This is a genomic window from Streptomyces sp. NPDC021356 (assembly GCF_040641015.1).
Classification (GTDB): domain Bacteria; phylum Actinomycetota; class Actinomycetes; order Streptomycetales; family Streptomycetaceae; genus Streptomyces.
In genome coordinates this window covers 383,108-409,645 of record NZ_JBFACU010000001.1, presented here as the reverse complement: position 1 = coordinate 409,645, position 26,538 = coordinate 383,108, and the positions used below count along the sequence as shown (strand labels likewise).

Annotated in this window: 18 protein-coding genes, 1 pseudogene and 1 riboswitch; of the genes and pseudogenes, 13 read left to right on the top strand and 6 right to left on the bottom strand. The window is 74.8% G+C overall.

Annotated features, from left to right (window positions below):
* Positions 1 to 8 precede the first annotated feature (8 nt).
* From AB0G56_RS01830 to AB0G56_RS01820, 3 genes are read right to left on the bottom strand one after another with little or no spacing between them, the layout of a single operon-like run.
* Positions 9 to 1,496, bottom strand: a complete 1,488-nt coding sequence (locus AB0G56_RS01830; protein WP_360962004.1) for a precorrin-2 C(20)-methyltransferase — start codon at positions 1,494 to 1,496, stop codon at positions 9 to 11.
* Positions 1,493 to 2,170 carry a precorrin-8X methylmutase gene (locus AB0G56_RS01825; RefSeq protein ID WP_360962001.1) on the bottom strand — a complete coding sequence of 226 codons (678 nt, stop codon included), beginning with the start codon at positions 2,168 to 2,170 and terminating at the stop codon, positions 1,493 to 1,495. The genes AB0G56_RS01830 and AB0G56_RS01825 overlap by 4 nt, the downstream gene beginning before the upstream one ends.
* Positions 2,167 to 3,531: a cobalamin biosynthesis protein CobG gene (locus AB0G56_RS01820; RefSeq protein ID WP_360962248.1), complete on the bottom strand. Its 1,365-nt coding sequence runs from the start codon at positions 3,529 to 3,531 to the stop codon at positions 2,167 to 2,169. The genes AB0G56_RS01825 and AB0G56_RS01820 overlap by 4 nt, the downstream gene beginning before the upstream one ends.
* 101 nt (positions 3,532 to 3,632) lie before the next feature.
* Positions 3,633 to 3,711, top strand: a riboswitch (cobalamin riboswitch).
* Between the two features lie 93 nt (positions 3,712 to 3,804).
* Here AB0G56_RS01820 and cobN point away from each other — a divergent pair.
* The 13 genes and pseudogenes from cobN to AB0G56_RS01755 all read left to right on the top strand — a co-directional run bounded on the left by cobN (position 3,805) and on the right by AB0G56_RS01755 (position 23,173).
* Positions 3,805 to 7,431: a cobaltochelatase subunit CobN gene (cobN, locus tag AB0G56_RS01815; RefSeq protein WP_360961998.1), complete on the top strand. Its 3,627-nt coding sequence runs from the start codon at positions 3,805 to 3,807 to the stop codon at positions 7,429 to 7,431.
* 279 nt (positions 7,432 to 7,710) lie between these two features.
* Complete coding sequence (locus tag AB0G56_RS01810; RefSeq protein ID WP_360961996.1) at positions 7,711 to 8,379, top strand: hypothetical protein; 669 nt, start codon at positions 7,711 to 7,713, stop codon at positions 8,377 to 8,379.
* Between the two features lie 23 nt (positions 8,380 to 8,402).
* Positions 8,403 to 8,942, top strand: coding sequence for a GNAT family N-acetyltransferase (locus AB0G56_RS01805; protein WP_360961993.1), 540 nt, complete (start codon positions 8,403 to 8,405; stop codon positions 8,940 to 8,942).
* A 458-nt stretch (positions 8,943 to 9,400) separates the two neighbouring features.
* On the top strand, positions 9,401 to 10,126 hold the full coding sequence (locus AB0G56_RS01800; RefSeq protein ID WP_360961990.1) for an FAD binding domain-containing protein: 726 nt from the start codon (positions 9,401 to 9,403) through the stop codon (positions 10,124 to 10,126).
* A 115-nt stretch (positions 10,127 to 10,241) separates the two neighbouring features.
* A pseudogene (locus tag AB0G56_RS01795) lies at positions 10,242 to 10,643 on the top strand (phosphogluconate dehydrogenase C-terminal domain-containing protein); the annotation flags it as partial.
* 268 nt (positions 10,644 to 10,911) lie between these two features.
* Positions 10,912 to 12,105 carry a right-handed parallel beta-helix repeat-containing protein gene (locus tag AB0G56_RS01790; RefSeq protein WP_360961987.1) on the top strand — a complete coding sequence of 398 codons (1,194 nt, stop codon included), beginning with the start codon at positions 10,912 to 10,914 and terminating at the stop codon, positions 12,103 to 12,105.
* 141 nt (positions 12,106 to 12,246) lie between these two features.
* Complete coding sequence (locus AB0G56_RS01785) at positions 12,247 to 13,275, top strand: cytochrome c oxidase assembly protein (protein ID WP_360961984.1); 1,029 nt, start codon at positions 12,247 to 12,249, stop codon at positions 13,273 to 13,275.
* A 1,075-nt stretch (positions 13,276 to 14,350) separates the two neighbouring features.
* Positions 14,351 to 17,449 carry an FAD-linked oxidase C-terminal domain-containing protein gene (locus tag AB0G56_RS01780; RefSeq protein ID WP_360961981.1) on the top strand — a complete coding sequence of 1,033 codons (3,099 nt, stop codon included), beginning with the start codon at positions 14,351 to 14,353 and terminating at the stop codon, positions 17,447 to 17,449.
* 29 nt (positions 17,450 to 17,478) lie between these two features.
* Entirely contained in the window at positions 17,479 to 19,302 is a 1,824-nt protein-coding gene (locus tag AB0G56_RS01775) for a thiamine pyrophosphate-requiring protein (RefSeq protein ID WP_360961979.1), read from the top strand.
* A gap of 88 nt (positions 19,303 to 19,390) precedes the next feature.
* Positions 19,391 to 21,157, top strand: a complete 1,767-nt coding sequence (locus tag AB0G56_RS01770) for a glycoside hydrolase family 15 protein (RefSeq protein ID WP_360961976.1) — start codon at positions 19,391 to 19,393, stop codon at positions 21,155 to 21,157.
* Between the two features lie 11 nt (positions 21,158 to 21,168).
* Positions 21,169 to 22,197 (top strand): SDR family oxidoreductase, encoded by a 1,029-nt coding sequence (locus AB0G56_RS01765; protein WP_360961973.1) that lies wholly within the window; start codon positions 21,169 to 21,171, stop codon positions 22,195 to 22,197.
* A 10-nt stretch (positions 22,198 to 22,207) separates the two neighbouring features.
* The gene (locus AB0G56_RS01760) at positions 22,208 to 22,465 is read left to right on the top strand and encodes a hypothetical protein (protein WP_360961970.1); all 258 of its coding nucleotides are present in this window, start codon (positions 22,208 to 22,210) and stop codon (positions 22,463 to 22,465) included.
* Between the two features lie 129 nt (positions 22,466 to 22,594).
* Positions 22,595 to 23,173 carry a MarR family winged helix-turn-helix transcriptional regulator gene (locus AB0G56_RS01755; RefSeq protein WP_360961967.1) on the top strand — a complete coding sequence of 193 codons (579 nt, stop codon included), beginning with the start codon at positions 22,595 to 22,597 and terminating at the stop codon, positions 23,171 to 23,173.
* Between the two features lie 126 nt (positions 23,174 to 23,299).
* Here the strand turns inward: AB0G56_RS01755 and AB0G56_RS01750 are convergent, their stop codons facing one another.
* From AB0G56_RS01750 to AB0G56_RS01740, 3 genes are all read right to left on the bottom strand, one after another.
* Entirely contained in the window at positions 23,300 to 24,220 is a 921-nt protein-coding gene (locus AB0G56_RS01750; RefSeq protein WP_360961964.1) for an aminoglycoside phosphotransferase family protein, read from the bottom strand.
* 101 nt (positions 24,221 to 24,321) lie between these two features.
* Entirely contained in the window at positions 24,322 to 25,632 is a 1,311-nt protein-coding gene (locus AB0G56_RS01745; protein WP_360961961.1) for an FtsX-like permease family protein, read from the bottom strand.
* A gap of 3 nt (positions 25,633 to 25,635) precedes the next feature.
* Positions 25,636 to 26,421 (bottom strand): ABC transporter ATP-binding protein, encoded by a 786-nt coding sequence (locus tag AB0G56_RS01740; protein ID WP_360962245.1) that lies wholly within the window; start codon positions 26,419 to 26,421, stop codon positions 25,636 to 25,638.
* Positions 26,422 to 26,538: the final 117 nt, after the last annotated feature.

The window sequence follows — 26,538 nt, the reverse complement described above, 5'->3', positions numbered from 1 at the left end:
GCCCCGGCTCATGCCTCCGGGTAGCGGCGGGGTGTCCAGACGACCTCCTGGCCGTCGCCGCGCCGTACGACCCGCGTCTGGGACGAGCCGACCAGCAGGACCGTGCGCATGTCGACCTCGGCCGGGTCCAGGGCGGCGAGCCGTACGATCCGCACCCGCTCGTCGGGGCCGCCCACGTCCCGTGCGACCACCACGGGCGTGTCCGGTGCCCGGTGCTCCAGCAGCAGGTCACGGGCCTTGCCGACCTGCCACGTACGGCTGCGCGAGCCCGGGTTGTACAGGGCCAGCACCAGGTCGGCGGAGGCCGCCGCGCGCAGGCGCTCGGCGATGACCTCCCAGGGCTTGAGCCGGTCGGAGAGGGAGAGCGTGGCGTAGTCGTGGCCGAGGGGGGCGCCGGCCCGGGCCGCGGCGGCGTTGGCCGCGGTCACGCCCGGCAGCACCCGCACCGGCACCTCGGCGTACTCGGGCCGGGCGGCGGCCTCCAGGACGGCCGTGGCCATCGCGAAGATGCCGGGGTCGCCGCCGGACACGACGGCCACCCGGCGTCCGCGCCGGGCCAGTTGCAGCGCGAACTCGGCGCGCTCGGCCTCCACCCGGTTGTCCGAGCCGTGCCGGAGCTGGCCGGCGCGCTCGGGCACCCGGTCAAGGTAGGTGGTGTAGCCGACCAGGTCGTCGGCCGCGGCCAGCGCGCCCCGCGTCTCGGGGGTCAGCCACAGCGGCCCGGCCGGACCGGTCCCGACCACGACCACCTCGCCCCGCTCCCGCACCGGGCGTTCGGCGTCGACGCGGCTGGGCAGCACGGCCACCGAGAAGTACGGCACCGAATCCGCGTCCATGTCCGCGAGCGCGCCGACCCGCTCCCCGGGCATCGTGGCCCGCTCGACGTACCGGGCCTCTTCCAGCCGCCCCGAACCCTCCAGGGCGCGCCGCACCTTGGGGAAGGTGCGGCCCAGCTTCATCACGACCGCCGAGTCCGTCGCTGCCAGCCGCGCGGTCAGCTCCTCCTCGGGCAGGGTGCCGGGCAGGACGGTCAGCACCTCCTCGCCCTCGACGAGCGGGGCGCCCAGGCGGGCCGCGGCGGCCGAGACGGACGTGACACCGGGGATCACCTCCGTCTCGTAGCGGTCGGCGAGCCGCTTGTGCAGGTGCATGTAGGAGCCGTAGAAGAGCGGGTCGCCCTCGGCGAGGACCGCGACGCTGCGGCCGGCGTCGAGATGGGCGGCGAGCCGCGCCGCCGCCTGCGCGTAGAACTCCTCCAGGGCGCCCCGGTAGCCGCCGGGGTGGTCGGTGGTCTCCGTGGTGACGGGGTAGACCAGCGCCTCCTCGACGTGGTCGGCGCGGATGTGCCGGGCCGCGATCGAGCGGGCGATGGACCGGCCGTGCCGTGCGCTGTGGTACGCGATCACGTCCGCCCCGGCGATGGCCTCCACCGCGCGTACCGTCATCAGGGACGGGTCACCGGGGCCGAGCCCCACCCCGTACAGTCGCCCGCTCACTCCGCCTCACTCGCGATCGCGTTGAGCGCGGCGGCGGCCAGCGCGCTGCCACCTCGGCGGCCCCGCACCACCAGGTGCTCCAGGCCCGAGGGGTGTGCGGCCAGCGCGTCCTTGGACTCGGCGGCGCCGACGAAGCCGACGGGCACGCCGATGACGGCGGCCGGACGGCCCGCGCCCTCCTCGATCATCTCCAGGAGCCGGAACAGGGCGGTGGGCGCGTTGCCGACGGCGACCACCGAGCCCTCCAGGCGGTCCCGCCACAGCTCCAGCGCGGCGGCGCTGCGCGTGGTGCCCAGCTTCGCCGCCAGCTCGGGGACGGCCGGGTCGGAGAGCGTGCAGAGCACCTCGTTGTCGGCGGGCAGCCGCTTGCGGGTGACGCCGCTGGCCACCATCTGCACGTCGCACAGGACGGGCGCGCCGGCCCGCAGGGCCTCGCGCGCGCGGGCCACCACGGACGGCGTGTACGCGATGTCGCGGACCAGGTCGACCATCCCGCAGGCGTGGATCATCCGGACCGTCACCTGGCTGACGTCGGCGGGCAGAGCCGCGAGGTCCGCCTCCGCGCGGATGGTGGCGAAGGACTGGCGGTAGATGGCCGCGCCGTCCTTCTCGTAGTCGTAGGGCGTCACGGTGTTCTTCTCGCTGCTCTCGGTGGTCGTGGTCGTACGGGTCATGAGGTGAACGCCGCCAGGGCGGCGGCGAGTCGGCGGGGGTCGTCCAGGACGACGGAGGGGGCGTGGGGTGCGGGCGCCGTGGCCGGCGCCTGGGAAACCGGGGGCGCCTGAGACACCCGGGTCACCTGGTAGGTGCCGTCCGCGGTCGCGACCAGGTCGATCCGGTCGCCGGGGGGCCGCCCGCAACGCCGTTCGCAGCCGGACCAGTACAGGGGCAGGCCGCGCGGGCCGAGCGCGCCGAGCGAGGCGGTGGCGTCCGCCCGGACGTCGGCGTGCGCCTTGGCGCAGCCGGGCCGCCCCACGCAGGCACCCACCCGCGGCCAGGCCGAGCCGGGGCCGGTGACGAGACCGGTGGCGGCCAGTGCGTCGAGCGCGGCGGGCGCACCGGGCACGGCGGGCGGCGTGATCCCCTCCGGTACGGGGACGACGACCCCGCGCCACGGCGTCAGACGCAGTTCGCCGCCCGCGCGGGCAGCGGTCCGCGTCAACTCCCGCCACTGGAGCGCCGTCAGACGGCCGAGCGGGACGTGCACCGACAGGGCACCGCCGGCGGCCCCGCCGACGGCTCCGGGCTGCGGGCCCGCGCAGTGCGCGCTCTCCCGCGGCTGCGGCGCGCAGGCCAGTCCCTCGGCGGTCAGACGTCCGGCGACGAGCCGGAGCAGTTCGCCGGCGGGCAGCGGCACGTCACTGACCCGCCAGGCCCGCATCCCCTGCTCCCGCGCCGCCTCGACGACCGTCTCCGCCGCCGCCACCATCGCCCGGGGCACGTCACCGGCGGACAGGCCCAGCGCCTCGCCCGCCGCGCCGAGGGCGAGTTGCGCGCCCTCGCCGCCGGTCGCCCGCACGGTCACGTCGGCGCCGAGCGCGGCCACGTCGCCGCGGCCGTCGTCGAGCGCGAACAGGAACCGCCCCGACAGCGCCCGCGCGGCCTCGCTCGCGCACAGGAGCGCGTCCAGACCGCACAGCCAGGGGCGCACGTCCCGCAGGCCGCGGTCGTCCAGGGCGGACAGCGGGGAGGCGACGATGTTGCGCACCCGCTCGTGGCCGCGCGAGGGGAGCAGGCCCGCCGCTTCCAGCAGGCCGGCCAGTTCGGGGCCGTGCTCCGCGCGCAGCCCGCGCAGTTGGACGTTGCCGCGCGAGGTCAGGTGCAGTGCGCCGTCGCCCAGGCGCCGTGCCGCCTCGGCCAGCGCCTCGGCCCCGCCGACGTCCAGCACGCCGCCGGGTACGCGGACGCGGGCCACCGCGCCGTCGTCCGCCGCGTGCAGCCGCAGCGTTCCCGGGCACGCGTCGTCACGGTCCCGTCCGGCCGGGGCGGCCTGGGACGTCGGGGGGAGGGCAGCCGTGGACATGGCGGCGAGCATACCTACGATCACACCGCACGTATGCCCTGCCCTGCTGCGACGGCCCTTACTATGCTTCTCGGCGGACCATCCGGTCCGCCGTCGCCACGACGGCGACAGGGGAGGAAGCCCGGTGCGACTCCGGCGCGGTCCCGCCACTGTGAGCCCGGTTCCAGGAAGAACCGGGTGAGCCAGGAACTCCCTTTCTCCCGGATCTCGGCCCGTCCGAGCAGCGGAGACCCCCATTCCGACACCACCCGGGGCGTGGACACCCCGAGGAAGGCAGGACGCCGCATGTCGCACCCAGCCGGAGAACAGCCGCCGTCCCCCCGCATCCTGCTCCTGTCGACCTCCGACACCGACCTGCTCAGCGCCCGGGCCGCGGGCGGCCCCGTCCCGTACCGCTTCGCCAACCCCGCCCGTCTGGCCCTCGACGACCTGCCCGCCCTCATGGCGGACGCCGACCTGGTCGTCGTACGCCTCCTGGGCGGTGTCCGCGCCTGGCAGGAAGGCCTCGACCTGCTGCTCGCCGACGGCCGCCCGGTCGTCGTCCTCACCGGCGAACAGGCCCCCGACGCCCAGCTGATGGCCGCCTCCAACGTCCCCGTCGGCATCGCCGCCGAGGCCCACGCCTACCTCGCCCACGGCGGCCCCGCCAACCTGGAGCACCTCGCCCGCTTCCTCTGCGACACCGTGCTGCTCACCGGGCACGGCTTCGAGGCCCCCGCGCCCGCCCCGAGCTGGGGACCGCTGCCCCGCGAGGCCGCCGGGCCCGCGGGCGGCCCGACCGTCGCCGTGCTCTACTACCGCGCCCACCACATGAGCGGCAACACCGGCTTCGTCCACGCGCTGTGCGACGCCGTGGAAGACGCCGGCGGGCGGCCCCTTCCCCTCTACGTGGCCTCCCTCCGTGCGCCCGAACCGGAGTTGATCGAGGAACTGCGCGCCGCCGACGTGATCGTGACGACCGTGCTGGCCGCGGGCGGCGCCAGGCCCGCCGCGGCGTCGGCCGGCGGGGACGACGAGTCCTGGGACGCGGGCGCGCTCGCCGCCCTGGACGTGCCGATCCTCCAGGCCCTGTGCCTGACCGGCTCCCGCTCGGCCTGGGAGGAGAACGACGAGGGCGTCTCCCCGCTGGACGCGGCCGGCCAGATCGCCGTACCCGAGTTCGACGGCCGTCTGATCACCGTGCCCTTCTCCTTCAAGGAGATCGACGCCGACGGCCTGCCCTCCTACGTCGCCGACCCCGAGCGCGCCGCCCGCGTCGCCGGGATCGCCGTGCGCCACGCGCGGCTGCGCCGCATCCCGCCCGCCGACAAGCGCCTCGCCCTGGTCCTGTCGGCCTACCCGACCAAGCACTCCCGCATCGGCAACGCGGTCGGCCTGGACACCCCCGCCAGCGCCGTCGCCCTCCTGCGCCGCCTGCGCGCCGACGGCTACGACCTCGGTGACGGCGACGTGCCCGGGCTGGCCTCCGGCGACGGCGACGAACTGATCCGCGCGCTCATCGAGGCGGGCGGCCACGACCAGGACTGGCTCACCGAGGAACAACTGGCCCGCAACCCGGTACGCGTCCCGGCCGCCGACTACCGCCGCTGGTACGCCGGCCTCCCCGAGGAACTGCGCTCGGCCGTGGAGGAGCACTGGGGCCCGGCCCCCGGCGAGATGTTCGTCGACCGAAGCCGCGACGCGGACGGCGACATCGTCCTGGCGGCCCTGCGCTTCGGGAACGTGCTGATCCTCATCCAGCCGCCGCGCGGCTTCGGCGAGAACCCCGTCGCCATCTACCACGACCCGGACCTGCCGCCCTCCCACCACTACCTCGCCGCCTACCGCTGGATCGCCGCCGCGCGCGAGGAGGGCGGGTTCGGCGCGGACGCGATGATCCACCTCGGCAAGCACGGCAACCTGGAGTGGCTGCCCGGCAAGAACGCCGGCCTGTCGGCGGCCTGCGGCCCCGACGCGGCACTCGGCGACCTCCCGCTGGTCTACCCCTTCCTGGTCAACGACCCCGGCGAGGGCACCCAGGCCAAGCGCCGCGCCCACGCCACGCTCGTGGACCACCTCGTCCCGCCGATGGCCCGCGCCGACTCCTACGGCGACATCGCCCGCCTGGAACAACTCCTCGACGAGCACGCCCAGATCGCCGCCATGGACCCGGCCAAGCTCCCGGCGATCCGCGCCCAGATCTGGACGCTCATCCAGGCCGCCCGGCTCGACCACGACCTCGGCCTCGAAGACCGCCCGGACGACGACGGCTTCGACGACTTCCTGCTCCACGTCGACGGCTGGCTCTGCGAGGTCAAGGACGCCCAGATCCGCGACGGCCTGCACGTCCTGGGCGCCGCGCCGCAGGGCCCCCAGCGGGTCGACCTCGTCCTCGCCGTGCTGCGCGCCCGGCAGATCTGGGGCGGCACCACCAGCCTGCCAGGGCTGCGCGAGGCCCTCGGCCTGGACGAGTCCGCCGCCACCCGCACCAGCGCGGACGCGGCGGAGGAAAAGGCCCGCGCGCTGGTCCAGGCGATGGAGGACGCCGGCTGGGACCCGTCCGCCGTCCCCACCGAGCACGGCGAAGAGGTCCGCGCCGTCCTGGAGTTCGCCGCCCGCGAGGTCGTGCCCCGCCTGGCCGGGACCACTGCCGAACTCGACCACGTCCTGCACGCGCTGGCCGGCGGCTTCGTCCCCGCGGGCCCCTCCGGGTCCCCGCTGCGCGGCCTGGTCAACGTCCTGCCGACCGGCCGCAACTTCTACTCCGTCGACCCGAGGGCCATCCCCTCCCGCCTCGCCTGGGAGACCGGACAGGCCCTCGCCGACTCCCTCCTGGAGCGCTACCGCACCGACCACGGCGAATGGCCCGCCTCGGTCGGCCTGTCCCTGTGGGGCACCAGCGCCATGCGCACCGCGGGTGACGACGTGGCCGAGGCACTGGCGCTGCTGGGCGTCCGCCCGGTCTGGGACGACGCCTCCCGCCGCGTCACCGGCCTCGAACCCGTCCCCGCCGAGGAACTGGGCCGCCCCCGCGTCGACGTCACCCTGCGCATCTCCGGCTTCTTCCGCGACGCCTTCCCGCACACCGTCGCCCTCCTCGACGACGCCGTACGGCTGGCCGCGGACCTGGACGAGCCCGCCGAGGCGAACCACGTACGGGCGCACGTCCAGGCGGACCTGGCGGCCCACGGCGACGAACGCCGCGCCACCACCCGCATCTTCGGCTCGCGGCCCGGCACCTACGGAGCCGGCCTGCTCCAGCTCATCGACTCGCGCGACTGGCGCACGGACGCCGACCTGGCCGAGGTCTACACCGTCTGGGGCGGCTACGCCTACGGGCGGGGCCTGGAGGGCCGCCCGGCCCGCGAGGAGATGGAGACGGCCTACCGGCGCATCACGGTGGCGGCGAAGAACACCGACACCCGCGAGCACGACATCGCCGACTCCGACGACTACTTCCAGTACCACGGCGGCATGGTCGCCGCCGTCCGCGCCCTGCGCGGCACCGCCCCCGAGGCCTACATTGGCGACTCCACCCGCCCCGAGACGGTCCGCACCCGCACCCTCACCGAGGAGACCTCCCGCGTCTTCCGCGCCCGCGTCGTCAACCCCAAGTGGATCGAGGCGATGCGCCGCCACGGCTACAAGGGCGCCTTCGAACTCGCCGCCACGGTGGACTACCTGTTCGGCTACGACGCCACGACCGGCGTGATCGCCGACTGGATGTACGACCGGCTCACCGAGGCGTACGTCCTCGACCCGGCCAACCGCGAGTTCCTGCGGCAGGCCAACCCCTGGGCGCTGCACGGCATCGCCGAACGGCTCCTGGAGGCGGAGTCGCGGGGGATGTGGGCCAAGCCCGACCCCGCCGTGCTGGAGGAGCTGCGGCAGGTGTACCTGGAGACGGAGGGACACCTGGAGGGCGAGGACTGATTCGGCGCGAGGAGCCGGGAATCCGGGTGCGGCGGGGCGGACCGTGAGCGGTCGCCCCGCCGGAGAAGGACGGCGTGGGGGCGCCGGCGGACACGAACGCCGAGTCGTTCGGCTCGTCCGCCGGATTTCCGCCGCCGAGGAACGCGGCGGCAGCCCGCTGCTCGCCCCTGACCGCCGCGTCGCTCCGGTGGGCCGCGGAAGGAACCACGCACGGCACACAGGGCGTCTCCCTGTGCGCACCGCGTCATTGTCAGGGCTCGGTCATCGGGGGACACGGTCATGGTCCATCACGGGGGAACACCCGCGGCGCCCGCGTGCCGTTCACGCGGGCGGGGCTGCCTGCTGAACCTGCTCGCCCTCGCGGTGGTCATCGGCCTCGGGTTCGGGGCCTCGAAACTCTTCGGACACGACGGCTCGTCCTCGTCCTCCTCGTCCTCCTCGTCCTCCTCGTCCGGGTCCCACCACTCGGGGGACTGGAAGGCGGGCGACTGCGGCGGACCCGACCCGGACGACGCGCCGGACGGCTACAAGGCCTACGGCTGCGGCGACTCCCACGCCACCTTCAAGGCCGTCGCGGTCATGGACGGCAGCATCCTGCCCGACTCCATCCAGTGCCCGGGCGGCACGGACGTCATCATCCGGGTGAGCGTCTCCTACGGTTCGGGCAGCGGCAAGGGCGGCGGCATCCCCACCAAGACCGTGTGCGGGCGCAACCTGTCGGCGGACCACCCCGGGGACCCGGGCGCCGGCGGCGGCCAGTTGGTCAAGGGCGACTGCGTGACCTCCACGGCGAAGGAGGTGCCGTGCACCTCCCAGGGCTCGCAGGCCTACAAGGTGCTCGCCCTCGTCGAGGGCCGCTCGAAATGCCCCTCGGGTACCACCGAGCCCATGGAGCTGACCATGGCGATCGGCAGGCCCTATGACACGATCTGCGCGGCGAAGGCCTAGATCTGCAGCGGAGGTTGCACGAGGTGCGTCATCAAGTTCAGCTGCCCGCCGGGCTGTCCCTGCGTCCCTGGGCGCCCTCCGACGCCCGCACGGTGCTGCGGGCGTTCGCGGAACCCCTGATGGAACGGCAGGCCGACGCGCCCGTCGCCACGTTCGCGGACGCCGAGCGGTGGATCGAACGCAGGCGCGGCCAGTGGCGCCGGGAGAGTGCCTACGCCTTCGCCGTCACGGACGACGCCGACACCGCACTCGGCGGGGTCGCGGTCGGACGTCTCGACCTGCGGCACGGCACCGGGTGGATCTCCTACTGGACCACCTCCGCGGCCCGAGGAAGGGGCGTGGCGACCCACGGCTGCCGCGGGCTCGCCCAGTGGTGCTTCACCGAACTCGGGCTGTTCCGCCTGGAGCTGGGGCACCGCACCGACAACCCGGCCTCCTGCCGGGTGGCGCTCGCCGCGGGCTTCGCGACCGAAGCGCTCCAACGGCAGAAGCTCGCCTGGGACGGCGTCCGCCACGACGTGGAGACACACGCGCGACTCGCCACCGACCCGCAGCCGGCGTAGCCGCGAAGCCCCCTCGGAGGCGGCCCGGAGGACAACCCCGCCCGGGGCGGCCCGGCTCACCGGCCGGGGCGGATGCGGTGCGCATGGTGCACGACCCGGCCCCCGCCGCACGCTGCGCCTGCGCCCTGCCCGCCAGGAAGGACGGCCGTGTCGCCGCCCAGTGGCCGAGCCGTCCCACGAAAGCGTGGACGAGGCACTGGTCAAGGAGCTGCACCAGGTGGAGGCCGACATCCTGCGCGCTCCCGGCGACGCGGCCCCGGTCGTCCCGCGTGCCCGCGGCTGAACGCATCTGGGCTCCGGAATCGAACGGCGGCGCAGCGCGGCAAGGCGCCCGGCATGCCCGTGTGAGCCCTGTACGCGCCCCCGCCCGTACGGCAAGAATGCGCCGTGCCGGACGGGCGGACGACCGAGGGACCGGCCGCCCGGCACCCTACTCGGAGGAAGGCAGGTCGGCCGCGGTGCTGTTGCGTCTGCCCACATCGGTGTCCGAAGCACGGCGATGCGTGGCCGAAGGGGCCGTCCCGGTAGGCGGGGCGACCTTGGTGTGGGCCACCTGGCAGCGGGACGGATTCCCCGAACAGGCCATGTCGTTGCGTGAGCTGGCGGAGGCCAACGTCGTCGGCCGCGAGGCGCTGGGCGCCGCGGTGGTCCTGCACCGGATCGACGAGCGCGTGCCGAAGGTGCTGCGCCGTGCGGCCGCCGGCGTCGGCACCGGCGCCGTGCGCCGGACGGCGACGGTCGGCGGCAACCTCGTGGGCAGCACGCTGCGGTGCCTGTTGCCCGCGGCCCTCGTCCTGAGGGCCCGGGCGAGGGTGCTGGACGCCGAGGGCGTCCACGAGACCGGTCTGTCCGAGGTCACGGCCAAGGGACCCGTCCTGCTCAGCCTCCACTGGCGCACCCCCGTGGCCAGCGCGTACCGCAAACTGCCGGGCGAGTCGGGCGGACCGCCGCCTCTCGTCGTCGCGTCGGCCCTGCACGCCGACGCCGGGGGACGCCGTCGTCTCCATGTCGCCGTCCGGGAAGGCTACGACGTGCGCGACGCCGCTACGGTGTGCGACGGCGGCCCCGGACCCGCGCTCGACGCGCTGCGGACGACCGCCGCCTTCGGTGACCTGCCCGCCGCCGCGTGGGAGGCGGTCCGCGACCAGACCACGGACCTCCTGCACGGCGCCGACGGCGCCTGACCCGCGAGCCGCGCGCACCCCACGACCGTCCCGCCGGTGCCGGGCCCGCGGCCGGCACCACCGGGCCGCGCGGTGGCGCCCACGACGGGCGGCCGGGTCGCCGGCGTGCGGCGTTGTCGTCGACGTCCACTGGGTCACCGTCAAGCAACCCGCCGTGCTGGAGCCCACCCTCGTGGAGACCATCGCCTGCATGGTCGGCGCGCTGCTGACCGAGGCCCTGCACGAGGCGGTCCACACGGCCGGGGTGCCCGAGAAGGCGGCCCGCGCCATGCCGCTGGGCCACACCCAGGTCGCGCCGGTCAACACGCTCAAGGGCTCCAACCCGTTCTCGGACGCCTGTCTGATCGCCATGGACCACGGCCGTGAGTCCATCGTGCGCGACGACTGGAAGAAGGTCTTCGACGACGACGAACTGGCCGAGGTCATCACGCGCATGCCGGAGATCAAGGAGATCAAGGAGATCAAGGAGATCAAGGAGATCAAGGAGATCAAGGAGATCAAGGAGATCAAGCGCTGAGCCGCTGAGCCCTTGAACCGCGCCGGGAACCTGGCCGTTCCCGCCCCGCCCCGCCGCCGGACGACCGGCGGCGGGGCGGGAGGGGCCCGTCCGCGAGGCCCCGCGGAGTTCATGGAGTTCATGTCACTGAATGAAAACCACGTGCACGTCCATTGACGTGTCCACAGCACGCTTCTACGGTCTGAGAAAGCGCTTTCTCCACCCTGCACGTCCGGCCGGCTGAACGGTGAGGGACTTCGACCACCCCGACCAACCCGGAGGAAAGACGATGCAACTGAGAGCTGTCGCCGCGTCCGCGGCGCTGGCGGCCGGCGCGCTGGTCGCGCTGTCCGGCCCCGCCGCACAGGCCACCTCCGCCGGCCGTCCGGCGGCCGGGAGCGCGACGCTGTACGTGGCGCCCGACGGCAGCGCGAGCGCTTCCGGCACCCGGGCGGACCCGACGACCCTCGCCTCGGCGATCGGCCGCGTCACCCCCGGCGGCACGATCTACCTGCGCGGCGGCACCTACGCCTTCGCGCAGACCGTGACCGTCCCACCGGGCGACGACGGCACCCCGGCCGCCCGGACGACACTGTCCGCCTACCCGGGCGAGACCCCCGTGCTGGACTTCTCCGCCATGACCGAGGACCCGGCCAACCGAGGGCTCGCCGTGAACGGCTCCTACTGGCACGTCTACGGTGTCGTCGTCCAGCACGCCGGTGACAACGGCATCTTCGTCGGGGGCAGCCACAACGTCATCGAGCGCACGGTGACCCGGTTCAACCGGGACACGGGACTGCAGATCTCCCGGGCCGCCTCCAGCACGCCCAAGGACCAGTGGCCCTCCGACAACCTCGTGCTCAGCGCCGAGTCCCACGACAACGCCGACTCCGACGGGGAGGACGCCGACGGCTTCGCCGCGAAACTCACCGTCGGCACCGGCAACGTCTTCCGCTACGACGTCTCCCACAACAACATCGACGACGGCTGGGACCTCTACACCAAGAAGGACACGGGCCCCATCGGCCCGGTCACCGTCGAGGACTCCCTGTCCTACGGCAACGGCACGCTCAGCGACGGCACCCAGAACAAGAGCGGCGACCGCAACGGCTACAAGCTCGGCGGTTCGGGCATCAAGGTCGACCACGTCGTCCGGCGCAGCATCGCCTACCACAACGGCCACCACGGCTTCACCTACAACAGCAACCCCGGCACGATCACCGTGTCCGACGACGTCGCCGTCGACAACGAGGAGCGCAACTTCTCCTTCGACAAGGGCACGTCGGTGTTCCGCGACGACACCTCCTGCCGCAGCGGCAGCGGGTCCAACGACAAGACCGTCGGGAACACCGACGCGTCCGACCAGTTCTGGAGCGGCTCCAACGGGTCCCGGTGCGCCTCCTACGCCGGCGCCCTGGGCTGGTCATTCGCCGCCGACGGCCGCCTCGTCGTGACCTTCGGGGGCAAGCAGGTCACGCCGTAGCCCCCCGCACCGGGGCCGCCACCGGCCCCGGCCGGCGCCCGGCGGCGGCCACCCCGCCGCCGGGCGCACGGGCGCGGGGCGCTACCGTCCCGGGGGACCTGTACCGACTCGTCCCCCGGTGGGCGAAGGAGACCGATACGCATGAGCGCCGACGCGATGACCGGCATGCCGTTGTCGGCGGCCCGCCTGGCCGAGCCGACAGTGGGCCGGCTGCTGACCTCGTGGCAGCCGGACATGCCCGCTCTGCTGCTGGTGGCCGTCCTGGGCGGGCTGTACGGCTGGGGCGTGCTGCGGCTGCGCCGGCGGGGCCGGTCCTGGCCGGTGGCCCGGCTCGCCGCGTTCGTCCTGCTCGGGCTCGGCGCGCTGGTGGTGGCCACGATGTCGGCGCTGGCCGTCTACGACCACGTCCTGTTCTGGCCGGCCGCCGTGCAGAACGTCCTGCTCGACCTGCTCGCACCGCTCGGCCTTGCCCTCGGCGACCCGCTGCGGCTCGCCGTGGAGGCGCTGCCGCAGGCCCGCGCGGACCGGGTCCGGCGGGCCGTCACCGGCCGGGTGGTGCGCGTGCTGACCTTTCCGCTGGTCAGCACGGCGCTGGTGCTCACCACCGAACTGGTCGTCTACTTCACGCCGTACTTCGCCACCGCGCTGCGCGTGAGCTGGCTGCATGAACTGATGTATCTGCACCTGCTGGCGGCCGGGTGCCTGTTCGTCGTCCCGGTGCTCACCCGCGAGCAGACGCTGCCCGCCTGGTGCACGCACCCGGTGCGTGCCGCGCTGGTCTTCCTGGACGGCCTCGTCGACGCGGTGCCCGGCGTCGTGGTGATGACCCACGGCACGCTGATCGCGGGTGCCTGGTACCTGCACCACGCCCCCGCCTGGGCCCCCGACGTCCGCCACGACCAGCAGATCGGCGGCGGAGCCATGCTCAGCATCGCGGAACTGGTCGCCCTGCCCTTCCTGCTGGCCGTCCTCGCGCAGTGGGCCCGCGCCGAACGCCTCCAGAACGCGGCCCTGGACCGGCGCCTGGACGGCGAGCCGGGCGAGACGGCGAACCGCCCCGCGAGGCGGGAGACGGCGGCCCCGACGGCGTCCGACCGGGTACGCCCCTGGTGGGAGACCGAGGACAACGAGGTCGCCGCCCGCATCCGCCGCCACCGCGACAACCCCTGAACCCTCACGGCAGCCGGCGCGCTGCCGCGGCCTGACGCCGGGTAGGCGCCACTCGCCGGCACCGGCCTGGCCTGGCCGCCCCCGGACGGCCGTGGGTGCGCCGCGAACGCGTCGGCCACGTCCTGCGGAGCGGCGACCCGCGCAGCGGCCACACGGCGCTCGAACGGCTCCGGGCCGCCGCCCGTGCCGCCCGGCCGTTCCCCGCGCGCCGGCCGCGCCCGCGCCGAGCAACCGGTGACGGAGGCCGGTTCCGCCCGCCGGCTGCGTCACCGCGCCGGCCGGCTGCCGCAGGTGCCGCGGGCGCATCGCGTTCGCCCGCGCCCTGCCGCACGAACCGGAACTCCTGCTCCGCTTCCTCGACGAGCCCGCCGCCGCCGTGGACCGGGAAGAGGCCGCGGGCCTCGTCGAGCCGATCACCCCCACGCCGCACCGGCCCGGCTACGGCGCACCGGCCCGGCTACGGCGCACCGGCCCGGCCACCGGACACCGTCACGGCGCGCGCCGCACCGGCCGGCCGCGCCGCCCGGCCGCGCCGCACCGGCCGGCCGCGCCGCCCGGCCGCGCCGCACCGGCCGGCCGCGCCGCCCGGCCGCGCCGCACCGGCCCGGCCCGGCCACCGGACACCGGACACCGTCACGGCCGCGCCGTACCCAGGGCCGACTGCTGGACACCGTCACGGCCGCGCCGTACCCAGGGCCGACTGCCGACCGCCCCCCGGCCGCGGCCCCTCACCTGATCGCCCCCTCACCCGATCGGCCCAGCACCGGCCGGCGCGCCGCGCCCCCGCACACGCGGCCCGCCCTGGCCCGGCGCGGCGGTCCCCGCCCCGGCCCCCGCCCGGGGCCGCCGCGTGCGCGAGGACGTACACCCGCACGCCCAAGATCCGGCAGGACGCCCGCCGGGCCCCGTCCGGCGCGCGCGGGAAAAGGCACCCTTGCACACTGCAAGGGCGGGTACCCGGGGGAGCGGCGGCGGCACGGGCCCGCCACCTCGGCAGGGTCGGCGAACGGCCGGGAGCCGGGCAGGCCCGGGTCGCCGAAACGCCCCGCACGGTCCAGGAAGGCGGTTGCCGCTGATGAGTCGTACACCCCCTCTCGATGTCCCCGCGGTGGACGTGGCCGCTCTGGAGGCGGCCCTGCGCGAGTCCGTGGACGCCGAGGTCCGGTTCGACGCCGGGAGCAGAGGTGCGTACGTCACGGACGGCTCCAACTACCGTCAGGTGCCGCTCGGCGTCGTCCTCCCGCGCACGGTGGAGGCGGGCGCGGAGGCGGTGCGGGTGTGTGCCCGCCACGGCGCCCCCGTCCTCTCGCGCGGCGGCGGCACCAGTCTGGCCGGGCAGTCCACGAACACCGCCGTCGTCATCGACTGGACCAAGTACTGCCACGCCCTGATCTCCGTGGACCCCGACGCCCGCACCTGCGTGGTCGAACCCGGCATCGTCCTCGACGAGCTGAACCGGCGGCTCTCCGACCACCGCCTCCAGTTCGGCCCGAAGCCCTCCACCCACAGCCACTGCGCGCTCGGCGGCATGATCGGCAACAACTCGTGCGGGGCGTCCGCACAGGCGTACGGGAAGACCGTCGACAACGTGCGCCGGCTGGAGATCCTCACCTACGACGGCGTGCGGACGTGGGTGGGGCCCACCTCCGAGGCCGAACGGACCCGGATCGCCGCCGAGGGCGGCCGCAAGGCCGAGATCTACGCCGGCCTCGACCGCATCGCCACCGAGTACCTGGCCGACATCCGGCGCGGCTACCCCAAGATCCCGCGCCGGGTCTCCGGCTACAACCTCGACTCGCTGCTCCCCGAGAACGGCTTCGACGTCGCCCGCGCCCTGGTCGGCAGCGAGGGCACCCTGGTCACCGTCCTGCGGGCCGAGCTGGAACTCGTGCCCGTGCCGCCGTACCAGTCGATCCTGGTCCTCGGCTACGAGGACATCTGCCAGGCCGGCGACGACGTCTCCCGGGTGCTCGAACACTGCTCGCCCAGCCAGTTGGAGGCGCTGGACGGGCGGATGGCGCAGCTGATGCGCGAGGAGGGCGCCTACCTGGACTCCCTGCGGGTCCTGCCGAAGGGGGACAGCTGGCTGCTCGTGCAGTACAGCGGGGACAGCCAGGAGGACGTCGACGGGCAGGCCCACGCCCTGCTGCGCGCCCTCGGTCGCAGCGAGGAGGACCCGGACGTGGCCTTCTCCGACGACCCGGAGCGCGAGCAGGAGATGCTCAAGGCCCGCGAGGCCGGACTCGGGGTGACCGCGCGGCCCCCGGACGACCGGGAGACCTGGGAGGGCTGGGAGGACTCCGCGGTGCCGCCCGAACGCCTGGGCGACTACCTGCGCGACCTGAAGAAGCTGTTCGAGGAGTTCGACTACGACCACCCGTCGCTGTACGGGCACTTCGGGCAGGGCTGCGTGCACACGCGGATCCCGTTCGGCCTGAAGACGGCCGAGGGCGTCGCCGACTTCCGGCGCTTCCTGGAGCGCGCCGCCGACCTCGTCTCCTCCTACGGCGGGTCGCTGTCGGGCGAGCACGGCGACGGCCAGTCCCGCGGCGAGCTGTTGGTACGGATGTTCGGGCCGCGTCTGGTGACCGCCTTCGGCGAGCTGAAGACGCTGTTCGACCCGGGCAACCGGATGAACCCGGGCAAGATCGTCGCCCCCAACCCGGTCGACGGCCAGCTCCGTCTCGGCGCCGACTGGCGGCCCGCCACCCCCGAGACGCACTTCGGCTATCCGGAGGACGACCACTCCTTCACCCGCGCGGTGATGCGCTGCGTCGGCATCGGCAACTGCCGCAGCCACGAAGGCGGCGTGATGTGTCCCTCCTACCGGGCCACCTGGGAGGAGGAGCACTCCACCCGGGGCCGGGCCCGGCTGCTGTTCGAGATGCTCGACGGCCACGCGGACTCCACGATCACCGACGGCTGGCGTTCCACCGAGGTCAAGGACGCCCTCGACCTCTGCCTGGCCTGCAAGGGCTGCAAGTCGGACTGCCCGGTCAACGTCGACATGGCGACCTACAAGGCCGAGTTCCTCTCCCACCACTACGAGGGCAGGCTGCGCCCGCCGGCCCACTACTCCATGGGCTGGCTGCCCCTGTGGGCCCGCCTCTCCCGTCTCGCCCCCTCCCTGGTCAACACCCTCCTGCGCGCCCCCGGCCTGTCCCGGGCCGGCAAGGCGCTGGCCGGGGTGGCCGAAGAGCGGCAGGCGCCCGTGTTCGCCCCGCAGTCCTTCCTCCAGTGGTGGCGGGAACAGGACGCCGAGCAGCCGGACCCCGCCGACCCGCGGACCGTGGTGCTGTGGCCCGACACGTTCAGCACCTACTTCCACCCCTCCATCGCGATCTCGGCCGTACGGGTCCTGCGGGACGCGGGCTTCAAGGTCGCCGTCCCCACCGAACCGGTGTGCTGCGGCCTCACCTGGATCTCCACCGGGCAGCTCGACACCGCCAAGAAGGTGCTGCGCCGCTCCCTGGACGTGCTGCGCCCCTACCTGGACGCGAGCACGCCGATCATCGGCCTGGAACCCTCCTGCACGGCCGTGTTCCGCTCCGACGCGACCGAGCTGATGCCCGCCGACCTGGACGTCAAGCGGCTGGCCGGGCAGGTGCGCACCTTCGCCGAACAGCTGGTGCACCACGCGCCCGACGGCTGGCAGCCGCCGAAGCTGACCCGGCAGGCGACCGTGCAGACCCACTGCCACCAGCACGCGATCATGAAGTTCGACGCGGACCGCGAACTCATGCGCCGCGCCCACCTCGACGCCGACGTCCTGGACGAGGGCTGCTGCGGCCTGGCCGGGAACTTCGGCTTCGAACGCGGCCACCACGAGGTCTCCATGGCCGTCGCCGAACAGGGCGTCCTGCCCGCCGTCCGCGCGGCGGCCCCCGACAGCCTGGTGCTCGCCGACGGCTTCAGCTGCCGCACCCAGATCGAACAGGGCCGCACCGGCCGCCGCGCCCTGCACCTCGCCGAGGTGCTTGCCCTCGGCCTGGACGGGAACCTGCCCCAGGAGCAGCCCGAACGGCTGGCCGTCCGGCCCGCCGAACCGTCCCGCGCGGCCCGGTGGGCGGCCACCGCGGGCGTCGCCGGCGCCGCGGTCCTCGCCGCCACGGCCGCGGCCGCGGCCGGCCGGGGAGCCGTCCGCCACCTGCGCCGCCCTGACCGAGCCCTGTGAACGCACCCCTCCGGAAAGGTCTTTCGAACATGTCGAAGAAGGTCTCCGACCACGTCCTCGAGCGTCTGCGCGACTGGGGTGTGGAGCACGTCTTCGCCTATCCCGGCGACGGCATCAACGGGCTGCTCGCCGCCTGGGGCAGGGCCGACGACAACCCCCGCTTCATCCAGGCCCGGCACGAGGAGATGGCCGCCTTCGAGGCCGTCGGCTACGCCAAGTTCTCCGGCAAGGTCGGCGTGTGCGCCGCCACCTCCGGGCCCGGCGCCATCCACCTGCTCAACGGCCTGTACGACGCCAAGCTCGACCACGTCCCGGTCGTCGCGATCGTCGGCCAGACCAACCGCAGCGCCATGGGCGGCTCCTACCAGCAGGAGGTCGACCTGCTGAGCCTGTACAAGGACGTCGCCTCCGACTTCTGCGAGATGGTCACCGTCCCCGAGCAGCTGCCCAACGTCCTGGACCGGGCGATGCGCACCGCCATGTCCCGCCGCTCGGTGTGCGCCGTCATCATCCCCGCCGACGTGCAGGAACTCGACTACTCGCCGCCCGAGCACGCCTTCAAGATGGTCCCCTCCAGCCTGGGCATGCCGCACTACGCCCCGGTCCCCTCCGACGAGGACCTGACCCGCGCCGCCGAGGTGCTCAACGCCGGCGAGAAGGTCGCGATCCTCGTCGGGCAGGGCGCGCGCGGGGCCCGGCAGGAGGTCATGGCGGTGGCCGACCGGCTGAACGCCGGGGTCGCCAAGGCGCTGCTCGGCAAGGACGTCCTCGACGACGACCTGCCCTACGTCACCGGCTCCATCGGCCTGCTCGGCACCCGGCCGTCGTACGAGATGATGGAGAACTGCGACACGCTGCTCGTCATCGGATCGTCGTTCCCGTACACCCAGTTCATGCCCGAGTTCGGGCAGGCGCGGGCCGTGCAGATCGATATCGACCCGCACATGGTCGGCATGCGCTACCCGTTCGAGGTGAACCTCGCCGGTGACGCCCGCGTGGCCCTGACCCGGCTGCTGCCGCTGCTCAAGGCGAACAAGAACAAGAGCTGGCGCAAGACCATCGAGAAGGACGTCTCCCGCTGGTGGGAGGTGATGCAGCGGCGGGCCGCCGTCGATGCCGAACCCATCAACCCCGAGTACGTCGCCCACGCCCTGAGCGACCTGCTGCCCGACGACGTCATCCTCGCCTCCGACTCCGGCTCCGCCGCCAACTGGTACGCCCGCCACCTCAAGCTGCGCGGCGCCATGCGCGGCTCGCTCTCCGGCACGCTCGCCACCATGGGCCCCGGGGTGCCGTACGTCATCGGCGCCAAGTTCGCGCACGGCGACCGCCCGGCGATCGCGCTGGTCGGCGACGGCGCCATGCAGATGAACGGCATGGCCGAGCTGATCACCGTCGCCAAGTACTGGCAGGAGTGGCAGGACCCGCGCCTGATCATCGCCGTCCTCAACAACCAGGACCTCAACCAGGTCACCTGGGAGATGCGCGCCATGGCCGGCGCCCCGCAGTTCCTGCCCTCCCAGTCGATCCCCGACGTCGCCTACGCCGACTTCGCCCGCTCCCTCGGCCTCAACGGCATCCGGATCGAGGAACCGGACGGCGTCCGGGGCGCCTGGGAGTCCGCGCTCGGGAGCGACAAGCCCTGTGTCCTCGACTTCGTCACCGACCCGGCCGTGCCCCCCATCCCGCCGCACGCCACCCTCGACCAGATCGAGGCCGCCGCGACCTCCGTCCTCAAGGGCGACAGCGACCGCGCCGGCATGGTCCGCCAGGGCATCAAGGCCAAGGTGCAGGAGTTCCTGCCCGGTGGCCGGCACCGCCCGGACCGGCCCGGCGCCGAGGAGGGCCGGTGAACGACGGTTTCGCCGCGGCGGGGGCGGGCACCGCGATGGCCGCCCCCGCCGCGCAGGCCCACGAGACGCACGGTGAGGCCCCACGCACATGAGCATCACACCCTTCCCCCCGCACGCGCTGCACGACTACGCGCTGCTGGCCGACGGGGAGCGCGGCGCCCTCATCGGCCAGGACGGGGCGGTCAACTGGCTGTGCGCGCCGACCTGGCACGACGACGCAGTCTTCGCCTCCCTCATCGGCGGCCGGGGCGTCTACGCCGTCACCCCGCGCGGCCGCTACGTCCCCGGCGGCTACTACGAGGAGGGCACCCTGATCCGGCGCAGCCGCTGGATCACCACCGACGGCGTCGTGGAGTGCCGCGAGGCCCTCGCCTTCCCCGGCGAGAGGGACCGCCTCGTCCTGCTGCGCCGGCTGATGGCCGTCGACGGCACCGCGCACGTGCGCGTCGTCCTGGACCCGCACGCCGACTACGGCCGCGCCCCCGCCGCCACCCCGCACCGCGACGACAGTGGCGTCTGGCACGTCCACACCGGCCGGCACCGGCTGCGCTGGCAGGGCGCCCCCGCGGCGACCGTACGCGCCGAAGGCCTCACCGCCGATCTGGTGCTGGAACCGGGCGAGCAGCACGACCTGGTCCTGGAGTGCTCCGACGCCCCGCTGCCGCGCACCCCGCCCCGCGCCGGCCCGGCCTGGGCCGCCACCGAACAGGCCTGGCACGACAGCGTGCCCGCCCTGGACCGGACCATCGCCCCCGGCGACGCCCGCCGCGCCTACGCCGTGCTGCGCGGGCTGACCACCCACGGCGGCGGCATGGTCGCCGCGGCCACCACCAGCCTGCCCGAACGCGCCGAGGCGGGCCGCAACTACGACTACCGGTACGTGTGGATCCGTGACCAGAGCCTGACGGGGCAGGCCGCCGCCGCGGCGGGCGCCCCCGAACTGCTGGACGCCGCCGTCCGCTTCGTCCGCGAGCGGCTGCTGGACGACGGCCCCCGCCTCGCCCCCGCCTACACCGTGCACGGCCGGCCGGTCCCCGACCAGCACGAGCTGGACCTGCCCGGCTACCCGGGCGGCTCCAGCCGGATCGGCAACCACGTGGAGAAGCAGTTCCAGCTGGACTGCTTCGGCGAGGCGCTGCTGCTGTTCGCTGCGGCCGAACGCGCCGGCCGCCTCGACGCCGACGGACGGCGGGCCGCGGACCTCGCCGTCCGGGCGGTCGCCGAACGCTGGCGGGAACCGGACGCCGGCATCTGGGAACTGGACCCCGAGCAGTGGACCCACAGCCGGCTCACCTGCGTCGCCGGACTGCGCGCCCTGGCCGCGGCCGCACCGCGCAGCCCGCTCACCGACACCTGTGACCGGCTCGCCGACACCCTGCTCGCCCACACCGCGGCCACCAGCGTGCACCCCGACGGCCACTGGCAGCGCACCCCCGACGACCCCAAGGCCGACGCGGCCCTGCTGCTGCCGCCCCTGCGCGGCGCCCTGCCCGCCGACGACCCGCGCACCCGCGCCACCCTCGCCGCCTGCCGCGACCAACTCGCCCAGGACCACTTCATCTACCGCTTCCGGCACGACGACCGGCCCCTGGAAGAGGCCGAGGGCGCGTTCCTGCTGTGCGGGTTCGTCATGGCGCTCGCCGAGCACCAGCAGGGCAACGAGATCGACGCCTACCGCTGGTTCGAACGCAACCGCGGCGCCTGCGGGTCCTCCGGGCTGTACGCGGAGGAGTTCGACATCGCCCAGCGCCAGCTGCGCGGCAACCTCCCCCAGGCCTTCGTCCACGCCCTGCTCCTGGAGGCCGCCGCCCGCCTCGCCCAGGACCCCCGATCACCGGCGCACACCGCCGGGTAAGGAGCCGACCCATGCCCCAGACCGTCGTCATCACCGGCGCCAGCGCCGGCATCGGCCGCGCCACCGCACGCCTGTACGGCAAGCGCGGGGCCGACGTCGTCCTGCTCGCCCGCGGCCGGGCCGGCCTGGACGCCGCCGCCCAGGAGATCGAGGCGCTCGGCGGCCGGTCCCTCGTCCAGGTCACCGACATGGCGGACGCCCGGCAGGTCGAGGCCGCGGCCGACGCCGCCGAAGAGGCCTTCGGACCCATCGACGTATGGATCAACTGCGCGTTCAGCAGCGTCTTCGCCCCCTTCGACGAGATCACCGCCGAGGAGTACGAGCGGGTGACCCAGGTGACCTACCTGGGCTTCGTGAACGGCACCCGCGCCGCCGTCACCCGCATGCTGCCCCGCGACCGCGGCACCGTGGTGCAGGTCGGCTCGGCGCTCGGGGAGCGGGCCATCCCGCTGCAGTCGGCGTACTGCGGAGCCAAGCACGCCATCAACGGCTTCACCTCCTCGCTGCGCACCGAACTCCTGCACCGCGGCAGCAAGGTGCGGGTGACCGTCGCCCAGATGCCGGCCGTCAACACCCCGCAGTTCTCCTGGGTCCGCTCCCGGCTGCCCAAGCACCCCCAGCCCGTGCCGCCGATCTACCAGCCGGAGGTCGCCGCCCGCGGTGTCGTGCACGCCGCCGACCACCCCGGCCGCAAGCAGTACTACATCGGCGCCAGCACCGTGGCCACCGTCTGGGCCAACCGGCTCGTCCCCGCCCTCCTCGACCGCTACCTGGCCCGCACCGGCTTCGACTCCCAGCAGACCGACCAGGTGCCCCCGACCGGCGAGAGCAACCTCTTCGAACCGCTCGACCGGCCCGACGGCGGCGACCGCGGCGCCCACGGCGCCTTCGACGACTCGGCCCACAGCCGCTCCGTCGAGGCAGCCCTGGCCCGCCATCCCGCCGCCGTCGCCTCCGCCCTCGCCGTCGGCGCCGGCGTCGGTGTCGCCGTGACCGCCAGGGCCGCTCTGGGCAGGCGCGCCCGCGTGCCCGCCGCGTGAGGAGAGGGCCATGAGCGTGACCGACCGCCCGCACCGCCTCCTGGAGGAGGCGACCGACATCGTGGCCGTCGTGGGCGGGGTGACCCGCGACCGGGCCCGGGCCGTGCTGCGCGCGATGGCCGCGCACACCCGCATCAAGGAACAGCACGTCGCCGAACTCGTCGTGGAATGGGCGATGTCGGGACGGCTCCCGGCCGACCTGCTGCGCGAACTGAGGGACCAGCTCGGCGGCGGGCACGGCGCCCCGGCCGCCGGAGCGGCCCGGTGAGAGGACGGTGGTGCGCGAGGGAAGTGGGCTTTCGGACAATCCCTGTCGAGTGCCGTCGTCCTCTGGGATGATGCTCGGCGCCTGATCGTTTCCGCCCGTCCGGGCGGAGCGGCGGAACAGGGGGACACCATGGCACAGCGCGACACCGACCCGGGCCGGGCCCGCTCCGGTGGCCGCTCCGGGCAGGCCGCGCTCGACCGCGAGGCCGAGGAGCTGAGCGTGGCCGTGATGGCCGCGTCCCGGCTGTTCGTGGCGATCTCCGCCCGCGCCCTGGCGTCCACCGCCGACTCGCTGACCCTGCCCCAACTGCGGGCCCTGGTGGTCCTGGACACCTGCGGGCCGGTCAAGCTGGTCGTGCTGGCCGCCACCCTCGGCGTCAACCCGTCCACCGCGCTGCGCATGGTCGAACGCCTCGAAGCGCTCGACCTGGTCGACCGCAGGACCAACCCGGACAACCGGCGCGAGGTCGTCCTGAGCCTCACCCCCGGCGGCCACGAACTGGTCACGCGGGTCCTCTCCCAGCGCCGCGCGGAGATCCGCCGCCTGGTGCAGCGGCTGCCCGCGCAGGAGCGCGCCGCGCTGGTCCCCGCCCTGCACGCCCTGACGGAGGCGGCGGGCGAGACGGCGGTGGACGCCTACGACACCGCGCGCAGGGACCGCGGCATCGTGGACGACCCCCTCGACCCCGCGGCCCCGCCCGAGACCTGACATCGCCTCACCGCGCGGCCCCGGCCGCACTCCCGCGCAGTGGGTGGCGTGGTGGTGGCGCACTCCCGCGGCGCGGGGGCGGAGCACCGGCCGCGGCGGCGCCGTCACGGCCGGGTCGTGCTCCCCTCACGGCGGCGGCCCGGGCGCTCGCCGGGCCCGGTGGTCGGACGTCAGCGCGCCGATGACACGGCGGGCGTCGGCGCTCATGTACGGGTCGGTGTCGCGGTAGTGGCGCAGTTCCTGCAGGGCGACGGACAGCGCCCAGTCGCGGCCCCGGGCCCAGGCCGCCGCGCCGGCGCCGACCGCCTCCCGGAAGACGCCCCGGGCCCCGCCCGGGACCACGTACCAGGCCGCGATGAGGTCGACGGCGGGATCTCCCAGGCCCAGGCAGCCGAAGTCGATCACGGCGGCGAGCCGGTCCCCGGCCGGCAGGACGTTCCCCGGTTGCAGGTCGGCGTGGATCCACACCGGCGCTCCGCCCGGCCCGGGGGCGCGCAGGGACTCCTCCCAGACGGCGCCCGCCGCGTCGGCGTCGATCTCGCCGCGCAGCGCGGCGAGCGCCGCGCGGGTGGCCCGGTCCCGCTCCGCCAGGGGTTCGCTCCGGTAGGAGGGCGGGCCGTCCGCCGGGTCGATCCCGTGCAGGGCGGTGACGAACCGCGCCAGGCCGAGGGCGAGCGGGCCCGGGTCCTCGATGCCGCCGTTAACGGGCGTACGGCCGTCGAGCCACCGGTAGACGGACCACGGCCAGGGGAACCCGGCGTCCGGTGCGCCCGCGCCCAGGGGCACGGGGACGGCCACCGGCAAGGACGGTGCGAGCCGCGGCAGCCACGTGTGCTCCTTGGCCACGTCGAGGGCGGAACCGGCGGTCCGGGGCAGCCGTACGACCATGTCGTCGCCCAGCCGGTACATCACGTTGGCGGTACCGGCGGAGGCGACCGGAACGACCGGTAGTCCCGCCCAGCGCGGGAACCGGCCGGCGACCAGCCTGCGTACGAGCGTGGCGTCGAGGGCCGGTTCGCCGGGGCGTGGGGTGGTGTCGGCGCACATGGACGGCGAGCAAACGGCCACGCCCCACCCCCGGTCAACACCTTTTCGCCACGCACCCCGCGAACATCGCGGCACCCCGGCGTCCCCGGCGGAACCCCGCGTCACGCCGGGGCCGCCACCGCCTCCACCGCGGGCGTACGCAGCACCTGACGTGCCGTCAGCAGGCTCGTGCCGAGCACCACCGCCGCCGCGAGGGCGGCCACCGCCTGCCAGACACCGAGGGCCTGGTGGGGCAGGACCGCCCCGCCGCGGACCATGGTGAACGGCACGATCCCGGCCAGCGCGGTCACCGTGCCGCACAGCACACCCGCCACGGTGACGATCGCGCTCTCGACGGCGACCGCCCCCAGCACCTGCCCCGGCGTCGCCCCCGCCAGCCGCTGCTGCCCGAACTCGCGACGGCGGTACGTGGTCGCCGCGTACAGGGAGTTGACGAGCATCACGCAGACGAAGACCACCACGATGCCGACGACCGTGAGGTTCAGTGTCTGCAGGTTCTTCGCGTCGACGGACTTGACGAGCCCCGAGGACCGGACCGCGGCGCTCTCCACGGCCTGCATCGACAGCGTCGCCGTGGCGATGCCGGTGAAAAGGGTCAACGCCATCAGCGTGCCCGCCAGTTCGTCGATCCGCCGCCGCAGGGTGCGCACGGCCAGCCAGCCGCACGCCCCGCCCAAAGGACACCGGTCCAGCAGCGCCGCCAGCAGCCGGGGCACCGACAGCGCGCACCCCGCCGACAGCAGGATCGCCCCGAAGGCGGGCGCCGCCATCAGCGCCGCGTCGGTCGCGGAGAACGCGTACGTCGACAGCACCGAGACGGCACCGGCCGCGAGCGCCCCGCAGGCCAGGAACGTACGTCCCCTGCCCGGCCGCCCGCGCCGCCGCGTCGCCCGCCGCAGCGCGAGGAAGGCCGCGCCGGACGCCGCGAGGAACGTGACGCCGACGCCGCAGGCCAGAGCGACGGGTCCGAAGCGGTAGCCGACCGAACGGGCCACCTGACCGCTGTCCTGGAACGCGCCGAGCAGCGCCCGGCCGCCCAGCACCGCGGGAGCGACGGCGAGCAGGGCGCCGAGCAGGGCCACGGCCACCGACTCGCCCACCACCATCCGCCTGAGCTGCGCCGGACTCGCCCCCGAGCAGCGCAGCAACTCCAGCTCCCGCGACCGCTGCCGCACGCTCACCGTCAGCGCGGACGCGATCGCGAAGAACACCAGCAGGGAGCCGTAGCCGCCCACCACGTCCGCCGACGTCGTCAGCGTCGCGGAACTGACCTCGTCGACGCCGGGCCGGGCGGCCGTGTCGCGCAGCGACCCGAACGCCATGACGATCGCCGTGCCGAGGAACGCGGACAGCAGCGTCGCGGCGAACCGGCCGGGACGGTGCCGCACCGACCGCAGAGCCAGAACGAGCATCGCTCACACCCCCGCCTGCTCGGCGTCGCCCAGGTGGGCGAGGCGTTCGGCGACCGCGTCGGCCGTCGGCGCGTGCAACTGCCCGGCCACCCGGCCGTCCGCCAGGAACAGCACCGAGTCGGCGTAGGAGGCGGCCACCGGATCGTGCGTCACCATCACCACGGTCCGCCCGTGCCCCCGCACCGCCTCCCGCAGCAGCCGCAGCACGTCCCGCGCGCTGCGCGTGTCCAGCGCACCGGTCGGCTCGTCCGCGAAGATCACCCGCGGCTCGGTGACCAGTGCCCGCGCGATCGCCACCCGCTGGCACTGACCGCCCGACAACTGGGCGGGGCGGTGCCCGAGCCGGTCCGCGAGACCGACGGCCGCCAGCACCTCGCGGACCCGCCGCCGGTCGACGCGCCGGCCGGCGAGCCGGAGCGGCAGGACGGTGTTCTGCGCGACCGTCAGCGTCTCCAGCAGGTTGTACTGCTGGAAGACGAACCCGATCCGCTCCCGCCGCAGCCGCGTCAGCGCCGCCTCGTCAGAGCCGCTCAGCTCCTCGCCGTCCACCATCACGAGCCCGCCGTCCGGCCGGTCCAGACCGGCCGCGCACCGCAGCAGCGTCGACTTGCCCGACCCCGAAGGCCCCATCACGGCGGTGAACGTCCCGCTGTCCAGGCTGAGCGAGACCCCGTCCAGCGCCCGCACGGCGCCGTCGCCGCTGCCGTGCGTCTTGGTCACCTTGACCAGCCGCAGCGCCTGGGAGGCCGGCCCCCTCACGTGCGTACGCCGCATGCCCGCGCGCCCCATCGTCATCACCCTCCGTCCGGCACTCCCTGTGCCCCGGGAAGGAAACTACGCAGCGCACACGCCCGCGGCACGGGGCGCAGCACCCGTATCGCGGGGTGTACCCGGCGACACCCCGGA